General features: G+C 45.0%; 17 protein-coding genes and 1 pseudogene. 11 read left to right on the top strand and 7 right to left on the bottom strand.

Features of this window, described 5'->3' with window-relative positions; all coding sequences use genetic code 11:
* The 3 genes and pseudogenes from CA598_RS32465 to pepT form a co-directional block, all read left to right on the top strand.
* A pseudogene (locus CA598_RS32465) lies at positions 1 to 427 on the top strand (hypothetical protein); the annotation flags it as partial.
* Positions 428 to 458: 31 nt separating this feature from the next.
* Entirely contained in the window at positions 459 to 1,112 is a 654-nt protein-coding gene (locus CA598_RS28310; RefSeq protein ID WP_094878635.1) for a sortase, read from the top strand.
* A gap of 95 nt (positions 1,113 to 1,207) precedes the next feature.
* The gene (pepT, locus tag CA598_RS28305) at positions 1,208 to 2,440 is read left to right on the top strand and encodes a peptidase T (protein ID WP_094878634.1); all 1,233 of its coding nucleotides are present in this window, start codon (positions 1,208 to 1,210) and stop codon (positions 2,438 to 2,440) included.
* A 93-nt stretch (positions 2,441 to 2,533) separates the two neighbouring features.
* Here pepT and CA598_RS28300 read toward each other — a convergent pair whose 3' ends face one another.
* From CA598_RS28300 to hxlA, 3 genes are all read right to left on the bottom strand, one after another.
* Positions 2,534 to 2,911, bottom strand: a complete 378-nt coding sequence (locus tag CA598_RS28300) for a winged helix-turn-helix transcriptional regulator (protein WP_094878633.1) — start codon at positions 2,909 to 2,911, stop codon at positions 2,534 to 2,536.
* A 148-nt stretch (positions 2,912 to 3,059) separates the two neighbouring features.
* The gene (gene hxlB, locus CA598_RS28295; RefSeq protein ID WP_094878632.1) at positions 3,060 to 3,617 is read right to left on the bottom strand and encodes a 6-phospho-3-hexuloisomerase; all 558 of its coding nucleotides are present in this window, start codon (positions 3,615 to 3,617) and stop codon (positions 3,060 to 3,062) included.
* 7 nt (positions 3,618 to 3,624) lie between these two features.
* Complete coding sequence (gene hxlA / locus CA598_RS28290) at positions 3,625 to 4,257, bottom strand: 3-hexulose-6-phosphate synthase (RefSeq protein WP_094868359.1); 633 nt, start codon at positions 4,255 to 4,257, stop codon at positions 3,625 to 3,627.
* Positions 4,258 to 4,520: 263 nt separating this feature from the next.
* On the opposite strand from hxlA, the gene CA598_RS28285 reads away from it, so the two are divergent.
* The 6 genes from CA598_RS28285 to CA598_RS28260 all read left to right on the top strand — a co-directional run bounded on the left by CA598_RS28285 (position 4,521) and on the right by CA598_RS28260 (position 10,133).
* Positions 4,521 to 5,912 carry an MATE family efflux transporter gene (locus tag CA598_RS28285; protein WP_094878631.1) on the top strand — a complete coding sequence of 464 codons (1,392 nt, stop codon included), beginning with the start codon at positions 4,521 to 4,523 and terminating at the stop codon, positions 5,910 to 5,912.
* Positions 5,913 to 6,060: 148 nt separating this feature from the next.
* Positions 6,061 to 7,737: a GAF domain-containing sensor histidine kinase gene (locus CA598_RS28280; protein ID WP_094878630.1), complete on the top strand. Its 1,677-nt coding sequence runs from the start codon at positions 6,061 to 6,063 to the stop codon at positions 7,735 to 7,737.
* Positions 7,738 to 7,753: 16 nt separating this feature from the next.
* On the top strand, positions 7,754 to 8,446 hold the full coding sequence (locus CA598_RS28275; RefSeq protein WP_256989662.1) for a response regulator: 693 nt from the start codon (positions 7,754 to 7,756) through the stop codon (positions 8,444 to 8,446).
* Positions 8,447 to 8,599: 153 nt separating this feature from the next.
* Entirely contained in the window at positions 8,600 to 9,163 is a 564-nt protein-coding gene (locus tag CA598_RS28270; RefSeq protein ID WP_094868362.1) for an NADPH-dependent FMN reductase, read from the top strand.
* The gene (locus CA598_RS28265) at positions 9,160 to 9,627 is read left to right on the top strand and encodes a VOC family protein (RefSeq protein ID WP_094878629.1); all 468 of its coding nucleotides are present in this window, start codon (positions 9,160 to 9,162) and stop codon (positions 9,625 to 9,627) included. Before CA598_RS28270 ends, CA598_RS28265 begins: the two co-directional genes overlap by 4 nt.
* 44 nt (positions 9,628 to 9,671) lie before the next feature.
* Positions 9,672 to 10,133 (top strand): VOC family protein, encoded by a 462-nt coding sequence (locus tag CA598_RS28260; RefSeq protein WP_094878628.1) that lies wholly within the window; start codon positions 9,672 to 9,674, stop codon positions 10,131 to 10,133.
* A 104-nt stretch (positions 10,134 to 10,237) separates the two neighbouring features.
* On the opposite strand, the gene CA598_RS28255 is transcribed toward CA598_RS28260, so the two are convergent.
* From CA598_RS28255 to CA598_RS28245, 3 genes are all read right to left on the bottom strand, one after another.
* Positions 10,238 to 10,468: a cold-shock protein gene (locus CA598_RS28255; RefSeq protein ID WP_042131520.1), complete on the bottom strand. Its 231-nt coding sequence runs from the start codon at positions 10,466 to 10,468 to the stop codon at positions 10,238 to 10,240.
* A gap of 117 nt (positions 10,469 to 10,585) precedes the next feature.
* Positions 10,586 to 10,786, bottom strand: a complete 201-nt coding sequence (locus CA598_RS28250; protein ID WP_019914790.1) for a cold-shock protein — start codon at positions 10,784 to 10,786, stop codon at positions 10,586 to 10,588.
* 259 nt (positions 10,787 to 11,045) lie between these two features.
* Positions 11,046 to 11,324: a hypothetical protein gene (locus CA598_RS28245; RefSeq protein ID WP_094868365.1), complete on the bottom strand. Its 279-nt coding sequence runs from the start codon at positions 11,322 to 11,324 to the stop codon at positions 11,046 to 11,048.
* A gap of 239 nt (positions 11,325 to 11,563) precedes the next feature.
* Here CA598_RS28245 and gdhA point away from each other — a divergent pair, with 239 nt between their 5' ends.
* A complete protein-coding gene (gene gdhA / locus CA598_RS28240) occupies positions 11,564 to 12,949 on the top strand; it encodes an NADP-specific glutamate dehydrogenase (protein WP_094868366.1) in 1,386 nt (461 codons plus the stop codon).
* Between the two features lie 102 nt (positions 12,950 to 13,051).
* Here gdhA and CA598_RS28235 read toward each other — a convergent pair whose 3' ends face one another.
* Complete coding sequence (locus tag CA598_RS28235) at positions 13,052 to 15,619, bottom strand: DUF2339 domain-containing protein (RefSeq protein WP_094878627.1); 2,568 nt, start codon at positions 15,617 to 15,619, stop codon at positions 13,052 to 13,054.
* A 192-nt stretch (positions 15,620 to 15,811) separates the two neighbouring features.
* On the opposite strand from CA598_RS28235, the gene CA598_RS28230 reads away from it, so the two are divergent.
* Positions 15,812 to 16,852 (top strand): copper amine oxidase N-terminal domain-containing protein, encoded by a 1,041-nt coding sequence (locus CA598_RS28230; protein WP_094878626.1) that lies wholly within the window; start codon positions 15,812 to 15,814, stop codon positions 16,850 to 16,852.
* The last annotated feature ends 53 nt before the right edge of the window (positions 16,853 to 16,905 follow it).

Genomic DNA, 16,905 nt, shown 5'->3' with positions numbered 1-16,905 from the left:
ACCAACTACGACACCTACGGATTCACCAACGACTACTGCTTCACCTACAGCTGTCGTAACACCTGGTCAATCGGTGCCACCAACTGCTACACCAACAGCTACACCAACACCATCGCCAACACCTACAGCTTCACCGCCTGCTGTCGATGAAATAAGCGTTACTGAAGAACCGATTCCAATGGGCGGAAGCAGTAATGAGCCTACACCTGCAGCTTCAACAGGTGCTGGTAGTCAAACCACCAGTGCAACACCTCGGCCAAGCGATGAGGTAGCCTTACCTGACGGCGACATTCCTTTGGGCGCACCAGAGGCAGGCAACGCGCTTCCAAATACCGCCGAGCCTTGGTATAACTTAATTCTTGCCAGCTTAGCTATTGCGGTACTCAGCGTGATCATCATGCGCAGATTGAAATCGAAGAAAGAATAACGTTTAGTAATATAAGTCTGGAGGAGAGAGTATGAAGAAGCGTAATGGTGTCTTATTAACCGTGAAGCTTATCTTCATACTCTCTTTAGTTGTGCTGATTTATTCGATCGTTCAAGTCGTCAAAGCGCCCATTGAGGCCAAGCAGGCCCTAACTGATTGGGCAAAAAAGAGGGAGGAAGCCCTCGCCCGGCCCCTTCCAAATGAAGAGAACCCTCTCCCCAAGGGAATGGTCAGTTCTCCAAAAGAACAACACTCTTCTTCTCCCTCCTATAAAGAGGGTGAGGTGATTGGAGAAATCAGCTTCCCCACCTTAAATAAGAAGGTGGCTATTCTGGAGGGTACGGAAAGCCCAGAATTAAAAAAAGGAGCTGGACACTATATAGGTAGCGCAACCATCGGTGCAATCGGTAATAGTGTGCTTGCTGGACACCGTGATACCGTATTTCGCAGTATAGGAGAACTTGTCGCAGGAGATCTGATCGAACTGGAAAGCATGGACGGTACGTTCACCTACGAAGTGACCGGCAGCACGATTGTAGACGGGAATGAACGCGGTGCAATAAAACCAAGCGATAAGGCTATTCTTACCTTGATCACCTGTTACCCTTTTTCATACGTAGGGTCAGCACCGGACCGGTATTTACTTTCAGCAAAGCTAGTGAAGCAAGAAACATCACCTCATTAAAGTTAATCTTACTCTTAATCTTCCTCCTCAGGGATGAGACCGGATATGGAAAGTGATACTATATAGATACAACAGTAATGAGGAGATGACCCACAGTGAAAAAAGAGGTTATAGAACGGTTTATTTCGTATGCTCAAATGGATACCCAATCGAACGAGGATAATGAAACTTGTCCGTCCACTCCGGGGCAGATGGTGCTGGCCCACAAGCTGGTCGAAGAGCTCAAGGAGATCGGCATGAATGAAGTGCAGGTGGACGAGCATGGGTATGTCATGGCTACACTCCCAGCCAATACGGAGAAGGATGTTCCAACCATTGGTTTTTTGGCGCATCTCGATACAGCAACTGATTTCACAGGAACGAATGTAAAGCCGCAGATCGTGGAGAACTACGATGGCAAAGATATTCTTTTGAACAAAGAATTAAATGTTGTATTGTCTACAACGAGCTTCCCAGAGCTGGCAGAATATAAAGGCCATACATTAATTACAACCGATGGTACCACCCTGCTTGGCGCAGACAATAAAGCCGGTATTGCCGAGATTATGACTGCCATGCATTATCTCATTCAACATCCAGAAATCAAGCATGGGAAGATTAGAGTCGCCTTCACACCGGACGAAGAAATTGGCCGCGGACCTCATAAATTTGACGTAGCTGCTTTTAATGCTTCTTACGCTTACACTGTGGACGGAGGCCCACTCGGTGAACTAGAGTATGAAAGCTTTAATGCTGCATCTGCCAAAATCTCAGTTTACGGAGTCAATGTACATCCTGGTACTGCCAAAGGAAAAATGATTCATTCTGCAAAAATAGCTATGGCGCTCCATCTTAGACTCCCTGCTGAGGAAGCACCTGAGTACACAGATGGTTATGATGGCTTTTATCACCTAAGCTCTATTGAGGGCACACCGGAATTCAGTAAACTCCAATATATTATCCGTGACTTCGACCGTGAGAAATTCGAGGCACGTAAAGCTTATCTTTCTGCCATCGTAGATGAATTCAAGAGCATCCATGGTGAAGAGAACATCGTACTTGAAATGAAAGACCAATATTACAACATGCGCGAAAAAATCGAACCGGTGCGTCATATTGTCGATATTGCCCATGAGGCGATGGAGAATCTGAGCATCACACCGATCATCCGCCCGATTCGCGGGGGAACAGATGGCTCACAGCTCTCCTATATGGGCTTGCCGACACCTAATATATTCACCGGGGGCGAAAATTTCCACGGCAAATTCGAATACGCCTCTGCTGACAACATGGAAAAATCGGTAAACGTAATCGTCGAGATCGCCAAGCTGTTCGAACAAAAAGCCTAAATCATAATTTACATCACTCTATATTGAACACAAAAAATCCCTGAAAAGGTCGATTCAGACCTCTCAGGGATTATTAATGTTCACAGTCTATTATTAGCATCTATCTTCCGGCGGTGTGTCTTTCCAGATCACATTTTCCCCGTAATTCTTACCCCAATCATACATCAATCGAAGGACGGGAAGCAGACTCTGCCCATATGAGGTCAGGGAATACTCAACTTTTGGAGGAACCTCGGCATACACTTTCCGAAGCACCAACTGATCTTCTTCAAGCTCTCGAAGCTGATTAGTCAACATTTTTTGTGTAATATGAGGAATTAACTTCTTCAGCTCACTGAACCGCTTGGTCCCTTCAAGCCCAAGATGCCACAGAATTATCAGCTTCCATTTGCCTCCAATTACCGCAAGTGTCAGTTCCTTCTCGCAGTTAATTTCCTTCAAGTTGATGCGATCTTTAATCTCGGTTGCCATAACTAAAGCGCCTCCTCTCTCCTATTGTCATCCTACACACACCTATTAATTAGCTTGGAACGTTATTATTTCTATGCAGCTTGTAAACTTTTATATTAACACAAAAACGAATAACCTCCTTTCTAGGAAGGCATCCGTTTCTGTACTCTCACTCTAAATTAGCATGTTTGCCGAACATCATCTTAGTCGTCTGCCCCGTTTTCTCCATCATTCGCAGAATAACCGCATCATAGAAGACCAACATCGTCTGTTCAAATAAGGATGCCATCGGCTGGATTGTGTTGTAGCTTCCATCAGCCTGATCTTTTGGAGATCCTGGCAGCTTCACTGTATAGCTCGCTAAACGCCCTACAGTCGAATCTGGCGTGATCGTAACGGCAATAACCTCCGCACCCACTCCTTTGGCCTTCTCGGCCATAGAGATCAGCCCCTTCGTCTCACCTGAACCGGAACCGAGCACAAGCACATCACCAGGCTCGATACCCGGGGTTACCGTTTCTCCCACGACGTACGCTTCTTTACCGACATGCATGAGTCGCATTGCAAAAGCTCGTCCCATTAATCCTGATCTACCAGCCCCGGCCACAAATACCTTATTCGACTGAAGAAGGAGTTCAGCCATTCGCTCAGCCTCTTGATGATCAAGCTGAGAAATGGAGCGCTGAAGCTCCAATATAATTTGCTGCGCATATTTCATTGTGTCCATTGTAATCTTAAGCCTGACTAACTAGGCGTTTCATTTCTGCCGCAGCAGCCTTTTGATCAGTCTCGCCTGTGATGCCGCCACCTACAATTACAAGATCAGGATTCGCTGCGATAACTTCCGGAAGTGTACTTAGCTTGATTCCCCCTGCGATAGCGGTTTTAGCCTGCTTAACCACACTTTTAATTGCATTCAAATCTGCAAAGGAATTTTTACCTTCCGCTTGATGGTCATAGCCAGAGTGTACGCAGACATAGTCTACACCAAGTGCGTCTACTTCAGCCGCTCTAACTTTAATATCCTTCACATTAATCAGGTCAACCAGAATCTCTTTATTGGTTTTTTTTGCTTCCTCCACTGCACCTCTAATGGTAGCATCATCAGAAACACCAAGTACTGTAACAATATCCGCGCCTGCTTCCACTGCCTTCATCACTTCATAACCGCCTGCGTCCATGATTTTCAGGTCAGCCAACACTGTCAAAGAAGGAAAAGCTTCTTTGATAGCCTTCACTGCGTGCAGTCCTTCATTTATAACGATAGGCGTTCCAATTTCAACAATATCTATATATTCAGCAACCTCTGAGACAATCTCTTTCGCTCCCGCAATGTCTACAAGATCTAACGCTAATTGCAATTTCATATTTATGTGCACTCCTTATTTATATATTTTTGTAAGTCATGTACAAATTGTAGATCCTTACACTCCTTAAGGGAAGTAGGCACTTTATTGTGATGTAGTTACCTGGAGGATACTAATGTACTTCTACTGACTTTATTTCTGCTCTAATCCATAACCTTTTGTCATATTTTTGTAAAAGTACTGCATTTTCATGAAAGCTGTGCTAACATTACAGTTTGTTTATGGAATAACAGGAATTTAATCATGATGTAAGAAGGTGTACAATGAAGCACAATAATCACCAAGAATTTAACCTTGTAAAACTAACTTGGCCGATATTCCTGGAACTGTTCCTATTTATGCTCATGGGCAGTGTGGATACTTTTATGATTAGCTCCGTATCGGACGATGCCGTATCAGGCGTTGGCGCAGCGAATCAGATTATCACAATGGCTATTTTAGTTCTCAGTGTAATTGGTAACGGCGCAGCAATTGTGGTCTCCCAATACCTCGGTTCCAAAAAACCTCTGGAAGCCGCTCAAGTGACCGGCAATGCCATTACCCTAAACCTGTTAGTAGGAATTGTCCTAAGTACGTTTTTGCTAATATTCGGAGGAACTCTACTAACTGCTCTGAATGTAAAAGGGGATATTCTCGTTTATGCTAAATCCTATATACATATTGTCGGGGGCGGTATTTTTCTCCAAGCATTAATCAATGCTCTGGCGACCACAATCCGTACGCACGGTTTCACTAAACAGACCATGGTCGTATCCTTGCTGATGAACATCATTCACGTGGTGGGTAACTACTTACTCATCTATGGTCATTTCGGACTTCCAGCGTTAGGTGTCGAAGGTGCAGCTATCTCAACGGTTGTCAGTCGGTTTATCTGTCTTATTATTTTCTTCTTACTGCTCTACAGAGTGATGGAGGTACGGGTAAAGTTAACCTACTACATTCATCTTTCCAAAAAATATGTGCAGCAAATTCTTAAAATCGGCATCCCGTCCGCGTTTGAATCGATTATTTATCAATCTTGTCAGCTCGTATTCACACTGTATATTACCTATCTGGGCGCCGAGGCTATGGCCACTCGTCAATACGCGCTCAACATTTCCAATTACATTTATTTATTTAGTGTAGCCGTCTCCATGGGAACCTCCATTATCGTAGGACATCTGGTGGGAGCCAGGCGCCCCAAGGAAGCCTATAAGCGTGTATTCACCAGTGTGAAGTGGGCACTTCTGGTCACAGTAGTAATAGATGCTCTTGTGATCGTCTTCCGGGTACCACTATTTGGCCTCTTCACAGACAACGAGAACATTATTCTGATGGGGGCTCAGGTTATACTGCTTAGTTTCTTCCTAGAGACCGGTCGCACAACTAATTTGGTCATCATTAACTCACTACGCGCCTCGGGTGATGCGAAGTTTCCAGTATATATGGGACTGATCTCCATGGTCTGCATGAGCTTACCCCTTGGCTATTTCCTGGTATTCCAGCTTCATCTGGGATTGGCCGGTGTGTGGATTGCCACTGCGGCTGATGAGTGGACAAGAGCTGTCATTATGTATTTCCGCTGGAAGAGTCGAGCTTGGGAGAAACATGGACTGATTCAGCACGATGATGTAGAACATGTCACATCTTCCAATACCCCTGCAGCTGTAAATTAACGAATTTATTTAGGTGGTTCTCTAAGGTCAGACCAGATCTTAAGGGTCCACCTTTTTTAACGCTTCATGATTACATAAATTTTAGAATGAACGAAGCATTCTACGTTACAATAGATAGAACCTAATTAATTTAAAGGGGGAGAACCTCATGCCGGAAGAAACCGGAATCCACGAGTTATTGACGCTCAAGACGATTGCGGAGACCTTAAACAGTTCCAATGAGCTCAAACCGATGCTCGATACAGTTATGGGCAAGCTGTTAGATCTGACAGGAAATACGGCAGGCTGGATCTTCCTGAGTGAAGAGAATATGGAGTATGAATTCGCCGCAGATCGGGGTTTACCGCCAGCTCTGCAACGGGACAATAAACAGCCGATGCAGTGTGGAAGCTGCTGGTGCTTAGATCGCCTATGGGACGGACGGCTAGAGCAGGCTGTTAACATTCTAAACTGCAAGCGGCTCAGTAATGCCAGGCAAAATAACTGGGGCGATACATTAGGGATCACCCACCACGCCACTATCCCGCTGCATTCAGGCAATCGCTACTTAGGACTTATGAATGTAGCTGCACCGGGCAAAGCACATTACCCCGACAGCGAGCTGGCTCTACTGCAATCCGTGGCCTTGCAAATCGGCAGTGCCATTGAACGCATGCAGTTATATAGCACCGAGCAGCGCCGTGCCAATCTGTACGCCAAATTAGGTGAATTCAGCGCCGCTTTGAATCTAACGGCTAGTGAATGTACCTCCCCAAGCATTTTGGCGGAGAAAACCACCGCACTGATTGCCCAATATTTCGATTGGCCTTTTGCAGCGATTATTGGACAGCATGAGGGCAAATTCGAAGTACACGCAGCCGCTCATGCAGCTAATATAACACCTGAATTAGCTCCTTTTGAGCTCTCGGACTCCTTTAAGAATCGTCTAAGGAATATTGCGAAAGGACAGCGCTTCGAGGCATTAACCTCTGACGAAGAACAGGAAATTACGAACTCATGCTGTTCCGAACAGCCTGTTACAGAGCGAGTTGTAATGCTTGCCGCCCCCTTTCGGCAGATTACAGCACATGGCTCAGCCATTCTACTTATCACCTCGCCTAAAGCACTCGCCTCCGCTACCGCAGATGGAGAAGTACTCGAAGCGATTGCCGAGCACATTTCAGCTACACTGGAAAGTGTACAGCTCGGAGAGAAGCGCCGCGAAATCGCGCGTCTGGACGAGCGGAATCGACTGGCCCGTGACCTTCACGACTCGGTGAACCAGATTCTGTTCTCCCTCTCGATGACGGCTAAAGGTGTAGAAAGGATACTAAAGCAAGAGCACACCTCCCATCCGGCTGCTGAGGCTGTCCGCGATATTCAAGAGCTCTCTCAATCTGCACTCAAAGAAATGCGCGCTTTAATCATGCAGCTTCGCCCTGCAGGACTGGAAGCCGGGTTATTGACCGCGCTGCAGGCTCATGGTCAGCAACTAGGGCTGTTGATACAGAGTCAACGCAGCGGTGTACTTGAACTTCCCCGCAATGTGGAAGAAGGACTCCTGCGCATTGGTCAAGAAGCACTTAATAATGTACGTAAGCACTCCGGAGCTTCTAAAGCTGAAGTATCTCTACATTTGAACGCTACCGAGGTGATACTGAGCATTTCCGATCAGGGTAAGGGCGGTGCCAAACGGCGCAGTAACACAGACACCAATGAATCTCTCGGCCTACATATTATGAAGGAAAGAGCTGAGGCACTCTACGGCCATATTCATATCCAGAGCGAAGAGCATCAAGGCACAACGGTTGAGGTAACCATCCCTTTCCCCCTCCAATCCACATGAAGTCGGGTGATCACAAATGATAATAGGTTTATTACTGGTTGACGATCATGCAATGGTTCGTCGAGGGCTCCAAGTGTTTCTCTCGACACAACCGGACATTAAGGTTATCGGAGAAGCGTCGAACGGCCGCGAGGCACTAGAGAGAACGGCTGAGCTCCAGCCGGATATCATATTAATGGATTTGCACATGCCCGTTATGAACGGCATCGAGACAGCTAAACAGCTGCGGATCTCCCATCCACAGGTCAAAATCATTGTGTTGACCTCCTTTTCTGATCAAGACCATGTACTCCCTGCTATCCGTGTAGGGATCAAAGGATATTTGCTAAAAGACATAGAACCAGAAGCGCTGGTTGTCGCCATCCGCAAGGTACACAGTGGTCAAGTTGAGCTGCATTCCGAAGCTGCCAGTCAACTGATGAATCTAATGGCAGCTTCTACACCAGAACAACTGGATGTTAGCAATCCGGATCTGAACGGACCCAGTACAACATCAGCTACAATCACCGCATCTGAGCTTCTTACCCCGCGAGAGCAGGAAGTGTTAGACCTCATTGCATTAGGTATGAGCAACAAAGAGATTGCCAGTAAGCTGGTCATCACCGAGAAGACTGTTAAGACTCATGTCAGTCATGTACTTGGAAAGTTGAACTTATCGGATCGGACTCAAGCTGCCATTTTTGCATTGAAAAACGGCTACAACTCATAGCGCCACAGCTCATCTACAACTTTAGACTTAGACGCTCAGCACAATGGCTGAGCGTCTTTGCTATGCAGGTTCATTCCTTGTGCTGATGTTAACAGAGGTCGATTCAATTATCATTGGTTTATAGCAATTGACCTCACATAGGAGTGGATACCGATGAAAGTCATGATCCTGACAGGCAGCAATCGAAAAGAAGCGACCAGCACGAAGCTGGCAGAGCATGCCGCACATTTTATTAATCAGCAAGGCGAACAAGTTACCCTGTTTAATCTCCATAAACGCCCACTGCCCTTTTATTCACCAGATGAGTCTTACTCGGAGCATGAGCATCTAAGCGCCCTCCAGCAAGAGATGCTAACTGCGAACGCAATCATCCTGATTACCCCGGAATACCACGGCTCCATGAGCGGCGTGATGAAAAACGCTCTCGACCATCTAGGCCAGACGCACTTCAACGGCAAAGTGGTATTGTCCGCTAGCTCTGCAGGTGGAGCTGTAGGTGTAAGCTCATTACTTCAATTGCAGGCGGTTGTACGCAACCTACATGGGATTAATACGCCAGACTGGATCTCCATCGGCGGGATGCAGCGCAAGCGGTTCGAGGTTGAATACGACGGGTACGAGGGTGGTCAAGAAATTGAAGATCGCATTCGCCTAGTCTTAGAATCATTCCTAAATTTAGCTCGCAAAATCAGTAGCCCGGCAGGTGCCGCCCTATGATCAAAGGACTGTTTGAAACCCATCTGAACGTGACTAACCTAGAACAATCTGCTCATTTCTATGAACATGTTCTGGGACTACCCTTAGCCCATTCGGAGAATACTGAAGGCCGTAAACGGCGATTTTACTGGATTGGAGAAGAACGTAATCAGGCCATGCTGGGGATTTGGGAGAAGACACCTTCCGAGGTTGTGCGTCAGCACTTTGCTTTCCAAGTAACGCTTGAGGATTTGAAGCAGTCAGTATCCTACCTTAGGGCAAAGGGGATTGAAGCCTCCAACTTCCTCGATGATGATAAGGGACAATTGTATGTATTTGGCTGGATGCCAGCCGTATCCGTGTATTTCAGTGATCCAGATGGTCATTCCTTAGAGTTCCTAGCTGTACTGCCTGATCCGCCCAGACCTGAGCTAGGAATGGTACCCTGGAAAGAATGGGAACTGATACACGGAAGAACCTGGTAGTTATTGATAAAATTCAGGCTAAGCCTGCACGAGGAGTCGAGAATATGATAAAAGGACTATACGAAGCACATTTACCAGTAAGTAATCTTGAGGTATCTATCGAATTTTATGAGCGATTGGGATTAAAAATGGCCTGGCGGGATGAGGAAACTGCATTCTTCTGGATTGAGAAAGGCCGGAGTTGGATCGGCATTTGGGAAGGAAAGGAAGTAGAAACGCCATACCACCCATCTTTAAGGCATATTGCCTTCCGCGTAACTTATGACGATCTGAAGCAATCACTGCAATGGCTGGAATCTATTGGGGTAGACGCTGTACCGTTCCGTAATCGAACTTCTGTTGAGCCTTTTATTCGAGCTTATCAAGGAAATGCTTCTGTGTACTTCAATGACCCGGACGGAAACAGCCTGGAATTAATGTGCCATGTAGAGGTTCCTGAACATTTGAAACATCTTTCAGAGAACACCATCTTAACCGAGTGGGAAAAATTGCTCGAACAGAAATAAAATACTCCAACAAAAAAACAGCTGCCCACCATCAAGGGTCCAGCTGTTTGAGTATGTTAGCTGCTTCTATTTAACCATCTCTAGCATGGTTTTAGTAAAGGCTGTTACTTAATCGTGATGCCTTTCTTCATAGCCTTCATATCTGAATTCGTGTTCACAAGCATTGGCAGTATCTTCATACTTCTCGTCATGGGAGAGTTACATTGCCAGCAGGTAGGTACATACTGAAATGCAAAATTATCGCGCATCCAACCGGTGCAACCTTCCTTGGTACAAGACCAAATGGCTGTGTCTTCCTGCGGAAGATCCTCCAGTGCTTTTTTACGAAAATACATAAGTACCCCTCCTTGGATCGAATCGAGACGATTTCGCCACCCTATTAGGGGCAGATTCATAAGATGAAAATAAAAAAGCTGCCCTCAACTTGAGTTAAGGGCAGCCTAATTTTCGAATTACAGTTTTACAACGTTTTCGGCTTGTGGTCCACGAGCGCCTTGAGTTACGTTGAACTCAACGCGTTGGCCTTCGTCCAAAGATTTAAATCCGTCGCCTGTGATTGCGGAGAAGTGTACGAATACGTCGCTTCCACCTTCAACCTCGATAAAACCAAATCCTTTGTCTGCATTAAACCATTTAACTGTACCTGTTTGCATGATATTACCTCCAATATTTTATTTAACACATGTCCTTTTATTCCTACGTAGTGTACGAACAAATAAAAATTCACACATTGGAAAAGGACTCATACGCACAAATGATAACCTTTTACAATATGTGAATTAAGGGTTAAATTTATGATTAACTTCATTGTACCACACTAAATCATTGAATGCAATGTAAATGCCTACTTTTTTTCATTCCGGCTCTATATCCTCTTATATTAAAGGCTTTAGAGCCGGAAATGTGCAAGGGTTAATCGATGTATCCTGCCAACCCTTTATCCATTAAATAATCCATCTCCGCATCAAGAATCGTCTCCACTGTGATTTCATCCAGCTTCACATCACGCTGGGCAACAACATAGTCAACTAGATCATCATTGTCGATGTCTACCTCGCCTTTGGCATTGGCCTTGGCGTTATTGATAAAGGTCTGTTCATGCTTCAACACTAAACGAATTAGTTTAGGATCTAATTTGGTTTTGGCAGATAATACGGTTACTAATTCCTGCTCGTTTAATTTGTCACTCATTTTTTAAATTTCATCTCCCTACAATGATTACACATCCATTGTAGCATATTTCGCGCTTTAACGCGTCATTACGCGAAGTATACCACGGTTTGTTCACACTTTTCTTGCTACCACAGGCTCTACAACATTCCACTTCAAGTAAGTTATTTAATAAAAACAGTTGTGAGGAACATTGACTTGTGCCAAAATATAAAAAAAGTGTTGGACCAAATTGAATACTAGAAAAGGCGGTTGAATTCATGAGCTCTGTATCTACCCAGCAATTAGACACAAACAGCAACAAGGCACATCGTTATATTGAAGACGTATACGCACAGGTTGTTGCGCGTAATCCTTTCGAGCCCGAATTCCATCAGGCTGTAAAGGAAATCCTTGAATCTTTGCTTCCAATCCTGGCTGCTGAACCTAAGTATCAGGAAAATGCCATTCTGGAAAGATTGGTTGAACCAGAACGTTTGATTATGTTCCGTGTTCCTTGGACAGATGATCAAGGCAAGGTCAGAGTTAACCGTGGATATCGTGTACAGTTCAGCAGTGCCATTGGACCTTACAAAGGTGGACTTCGTTTTCACCCATCCGTTAATGCTAGTATTATCAAATTCCTCGGCTTCGAGCAAATCTTCAAAAACGCTCTTACCGGCCAACACATCGGCGGAGGTAAAGGTGGATCCGACTTTGATCCTAAAGGAAAATCCGAAGGCGAAATCATGCGTTTTGCACAAAGCTTCATGACTGAATTGCAAAATTACATCGGTCCTGACCAAGACGTTCCTGCAGGAGATATCGGTGTAGGTGGTCGTGAGATTGGCTACATGTACGGACAATACAAGCGGATCCGCGGAGGATATCCGGCTGGCGTATTGACTGGTAAAGGTATTGGTTACGGCGGAAGTCAGGCTCGGACAGAAGCTACTGGTTACGGTACAGTTTATTTCGTAAACGAGATGCTAAAAGCAAAAGGCCTTTCCTTTGAAGGAAGTCGCGTTGTTGTTTCCGGTTCTGGTAACGTAGCGATCTATGCGATTGAAAAAGCTGTACAGCTAGGTGCAACAGTCGTAGCTTGTAGTGACTCCGCTGGATATATCTATGACGAAAACGGCATTAACCTCGAAACTGTCCGCCGCCTGAAAGAAGTCGAAAGAAAACGGATTAGTGAATATGTGAATGAACACCCTAACGCTGTGTATACCGAAGATTCCACGCAAATTTGGACTATTCCTTGTGATATCGCCCTTCCGAGTGCTACTCAGAATGAGATTGATGAAGCCATGGCATTGAAACTGATTGAAAATGGTGTTAAAGCAGTGGGCGAAGGCGCCAACATGCCATCCACCCTTGAAGCTATTCACCAGTTCCAACAAGCTGGCGTGCTATTCGCACCTGCCAAAGCAGCTAATGCTGGCGGCGTAGCTGTATCTGCACTTGAAATGGCACAAAACAGCATGCGTATGTCCTGGAGCTTTGAAGATGTTGATACGAAGCTGCATGAGATCATGGTTTCCATTTATCAACAGTCTGTAGATGCATCCGAGCAGTATGGACAGTCCGGCAACCTCGTTGCAGGAGCAAACATCGCTGGATTCAAAAAAGTAGCCGATGCTATGTTGGCTGAAGGCGTAATCTAATCAAGTATAAACAAACGGCGTTGTGATCATACGAAGTCCCCGTAACCGGAGAATAAGCAGCCGGGGACGGGGACTTTTTAATTCAACTATGAGTTCTAACCTCTACCCCTTAGTCACATTCTCCGTCGCTGCCTGCCCCTCCTCCATTTTGTTTGATACCTTTTGATAGAGATAGGAGATCCCGAGCAGGCAAATCCCAAAGCTGGCATAGGCGATAATCTTACTTCCGGTATTCAGTAGTCCCAGATCGTATAGCAGCAGCTTACCTGTCGCCAGAAGCGTTAATCCAAGGCCGAAGCGCCGGATATACACATATCTATTGCGGAAGCCGTACATGATGAACAGAACTGCTATCAACAGATACACAAGACTAAATATTAATCCCGCATCGTTTAATTGCAGCTGTACCCCCAGAAAAGCGGTGATGATTCCGAGCAGATATACCCCCATGAAGACAGGATAAATTTCCATACTTTTATACTCACGTTTAAGCAAGGTGATCAGCAGATCACGTCCGCTAAACCACACGAAAATATTGAAGATAATGAGTATACCCAGTGCGATATAATCAGCCCCGGTATTACGTGAAAGATCATTCTGCAGGCTTGGCAAGCCTACTGTAATCACCAAACAAATAGCATATCCGATCCCAAAGAGAAGTCTCACAAAATACTTAACAATCGTGTCATAAAGCACCTTCACCTTTGGCAATACATAGGCCAGAATAATAGTTAACAGAGCGGACAGCAGCAAATTATAGAAGGTTCTATGCGAGAAATCCTCCGGTACAGCGAGACGATACAGTCTTCTCGATTCATACAAACCATAGATCCAAAAATTCAATAACGCCGCATATTTAAACCACAGGGCTAAGGTGATTTCGTAAGGCTCACTGCGCTGTAGGACATCCTTTCGATTATGCTGAACGGCGTACCATACGGCGATAATCAGCATGCCTGCAGTAATGAAAATATATTTTAGCGGAAAATAGGCGTCTGTGGTATTCAGCCATTCATTGGCTATACTGAGCTGTATCGGTACATTTAAACCGAAGAACATCACAAGGCACAATGTCAAAATCCCCCAGCCCGCTCTTTCCATCCCCTTAAACCGATTTAGATTACCAAACAGGGTAAGCACGACGCCTTCGATCAACCAGCCTATGGACCACCAAGCTGCTCCGAATTGGAACGGAATCATCAGAATACCGAAGGTCAGCGAAGTAGCGTAGAACAGAAGCATGCTTTCTTTTTCCTGTGGCATAAGCTTCTCAATTCCTCTTCCAAGACCCAGATACAGCAGACAGAATAGCAGCGCCAGCGCACCATTGTAATCCTTGAGCCCTGCATCGAGAAATAGAAGATACAAGGTAAGACAGCTAATAAACGTATTGCATCCCAGTAGAGAGAAATCCCACCAAGACAACTTGGAGCGATACTTGAACGGGTACCATAACGTAATACCCAAATACATCGCAAAAGTCAGCACCGCATAAATCATATTCATGCCGTTGCTATCCGATAACGCTATTAATATCAGCATAGAGGGTGTATTAAATAAGTAGCTGATGTAATTAACCACGTTCCAGCGTTTGCGGAAGGAGATTAGTAGAATGAATAAATTCAGAAGAAACAAGTAACCCATTGCCACATAAACTGCATTGCCCGAAAGACCGAAAGCCCCAAGATAAGAATATAGTGGCAGGTACCCTCCGATTAAGCCCAAAGCACAAATACTTCGTGATTCATACCTTAAAGACAGGAGCACCGCAGTCAAAGTGACGAGCACCGATAAGGAAAGCCCTACATAAATACTGATAATATCCAGTAAAAAATAGCTATAGAAAATAGAGCCGTACAGCACTGAAATTCCGCCGCCAAGCAGCCCTAAAGCGAACGTCCCTTTTCCTTTGCGATATAGCCACTCCCCGCCCCCTAACATCAGTAAACCCAGTAGGAAAAAGGCTCCTCCTTTCATATAACCGGTGAACCAATTGGAATAGGAGTATCTGAATGCCGCTCCCACGGCCAAGATCAGTAGCAGGATACCAAGCTTGTTAATCCAACCTAGTCCAATTTTCATTTCGATCTGATTTTGTTTTCTTCGGCGTTCCAATACTTCTTCACTGATCTCTTCTGAGGCAAAATCATGTAATCCGTTATCCATTCTGGAGTTCAGAGCAATCTCGGATTCCCTCAGTCTTTGTCGCTGCGCTAGTACACGCTCATTTAACTCCGCCGACAACGCTCCAATCTGGCTGGATAAATCCGCTTTATCCTCACCCAGCTGCCTCGCGGCTGTTTGATACAGCTGCTGAATATGACGCTTCGTCTCCATCTCAAAAGCCGTCAGCCGGTCCGTATGGGTAAGGCTTTTAGAGGAAAAATAAGTCTGCAGCTTCTGTCTCGACAAGCTAAGAATACCAAGTTTCTCATTTAAGATTTGTTCCGTTAGCGTAACTTTTAGCTCTACATTCTCTTCTTGAAGCTTCCCTACCTGAGTCTTTAAATCTACTAGAGCAAGCTTATGTTTCTCATATTCCTTCTTCAAGTGTTCATTCTCGTTGACCAGATCGTGACTTTCATATTCCGCAATCAGAGCTTCATATTCCTTAATAAGCCCGTCCTGCTGGACCTTCATGAATCTAAGTCGATCTTTGAATGACTCCATAGCGCCTCCTAATGTGAGCGATTGTTAATAATTACATATTACTACAATTGGAAGGGTCTCTTATTCTTTTTTTAGGATTTGGGTAAATGAATATCACGAGCCAATTATAAAAAGCTGCAACATATTGGAGGGATGTCCCGTCTGAATAATAACAAGACTAACAAAAGTTTTTTAAAAAAGGAGCTTACAACTATGAACAACATTTTAAAAACAAGCACAGTTCTTTTAACTTTGTCCCTAGCACTTTCAACTGGAGCAGCCTATGCTGCACCTACCACAACTTCCGCAAAAAATAATGCTGCTCAAACTACGGTTAGCGCTAACCAAAAAACATTTGCGATTGAAATCAACGGTTCCGCCCTGAAAGAAACAGGCTTCCAAACTACAAATGGCAAAGAGCCTATGGTGCCACTTCGTTCGGTTACTGAAGCACTGGGCTTTGAACTAACTTGGAATGGACAAACTAAATCCGTTGATCTTATCAATGGTGCTGTGTTCACTACAGTGAAAGCCGGAGAAGATCGCTATAGCATTAATAAAATGAATACTACGCTTGGAACTGCACCACAATTGGTTGACTCCATTTTATATGTTCCAGCTTCCTTTGTAAGTGAAATTATCCACCATAACATGACAGTGAAGGGAGATTCCATCGTGATCACTGCTGCTAATCAGGAAGAGCATATGACCAAGACTGGCGTGATTACAGCTGTCAATAATGAAGGCAAATACCAATCCGTTCAGATCCAGGGTGTAGGCACAGATGGCATCGTACTGAATGTAGGCGAGGATACGACTATCGAAATGGCAGACGGTACAAAGCTTGCGCTGAAAGATCTTCATATCGGTATGACCGTAAAAGCAGAGCATTCCATGATCATGACCATGAGCCTGCCACCTCAAACTCCAACTTACAAGATCACTGTTTTAGATGAGCAGAAACAGAATGATCTTTTGGGTACTGCAGGTACCATTGAAGAAGTTCAAAAAGACGATGAAGGAAACATCAGCATCACCGTTAAAGGCAGTGGCCTGAACGAACAGTCACAACAAGAAGTAGTACTTCGCATTAGCAAAGATACCGCGCTAATCAATACCGATGGCAAAGCTGTAAACAGCAGCGAACTTGTAAAAGGTGCAAAGGTTGTAGGATTCTACAGCCCTATGCTGACTAAGAGCCTGCCACCAATCGGTACAGCTGCTAAAGTCGTAGTAGATTCCGTTCAACAATAAGAAGAATAACGTTATTAATGGACATTTGTCATAAACTAAACAAGCGCGCGGCC

Origin of the sequence: Paenibacillus sp. VTT E-133291 (genome assembly GCF_002264395.1) — a bacterium.
Lineage (GTDB): Bacteria > Bacillota > Bacilli > Paenibacillales > Paenibacillaceae > Paenibacillus_AQ > Paenibacillus_AQ nitricinens.
Note: the sequence above shows the minus strand (reverse complement) of the source record. Positions and strands in the feature narration are given on the sequence as shown.

What these genes read in the sequence shown, in the direction of transcription:
- CA598_RS28310 (WP_094878635.1), top strand. Translation starts at nt 459, where the DNA reads ATGAAGAAGCGTAATGGTGTCTTATTAACCGTGAAGCTTATCTTCATA.
- CA598_RS28300 (WP_094878633.1), bottom strand. Translation starts at nt 2,911, where the DNA reads ATGGCAACCGAGATTAAAGATCGCATCAACTTGAAGGAAATTAACTGC.
- hxlB (WP_094878632.1), bottom strand. Translation starts at nt 3,617, where the DNA reads ATGGACACAATGAAATATGCGCAGCAAATTATATTGGAGCTTCAGCGC.
- hxlA (WP_094868359.1), bottom strand. Translation starts at nt 4,257, where the DNA reads ATGAAATTGCAATTAGCGTTAGATCTTGTAGACATTGCGGGAGCGAAA.
- CA598_RS28285 (WP_094878631.1), top strand. Translation starts at nt 4,521, where the DNA reads ATGAAGCACAATAATCACCAAGAATTTAACCTTGTAAAACTAACTTGG.
- CA598_RS28280 (WP_094878630.1), top strand. Translation starts at nt 6,061, where the DNA reads ATGCCGGAAGAAACCGGAATCCACGAGTTATTGACGCTCAAGACGATT.
- CA598_RS28275 (WP_256989662.1), top strand. Translation starts at nt 7,754, where the DNA reads ATGATAATAGGTTTATTACTGGTTGACGATCATGCAATGGTTCGTCGA.
- CA598_RS28270 (WP_094868362.1), top strand. Translation starts at nt 8,600, where the DNA reads ATGAAAGTCATGATCCTGACAGGCAGCAATCGAAAAGAAGCGACCAGC.
- CA598_RS28265 (WP_094878629.1), top strand. Translation starts at nt 9,160, where the DNA reads ATGATCAAAGGACTGTTTGAAACCCATCTGAACGTGACTAACCTAGAA.
- CA598_RS28260 (WP_094878628.1), top strand. Translation starts at nt 9,672, where the DNA reads ATGATAAAAGGACTATACGAAGCACATTTACCAGTAAGTAATCTTGAG.
- CA598_RS28255 (WP_042131520.1), bottom strand. Translation starts at nt 10,468, where the DNA reads ATGTATTTTCGTAAAAAAGCACTGGAGGATCTTCCGCAGGAAGACACA.
- CA598_RS28250 (WP_019914790.1), bottom strand. Translation starts at nt 10,786, where the DNA reads ATGCAAACAGGTACAGTTAAATGGTTTAATGCAGACAAAGGATTTGGT.
- CA598_RS28245 (WP_094868365.1), bottom strand. Translation starts at nt 11,324, where the DNA reads ATGAGTGACAAATTAAACGAGCAGGAATTAGTAACCGTATTATCTGCC.
- gdhA (WP_094868366.1), top strand. Translation starts at nt 11,564, where the DNA reads ATGAGCTCTGTATCTACCCAGCAATTAGACACAAACAGCAACAAGGCA.
- CA598_RS28235 (WP_094878627.1), bottom strand. Translation starts at nt 15,619, where the DNA reads ATGGAGTCATTCAAAGATCGACTTAGATTCATGAAGGTCCAGCAGGAC.
- CA598_RS28230 (WP_094878626.1), top strand. Translation starts at nt 15,812, where the DNA reads ATGAACAACATTTTAAAAACAAGCACAGTTCTTTTAACTTTGTCCCTA.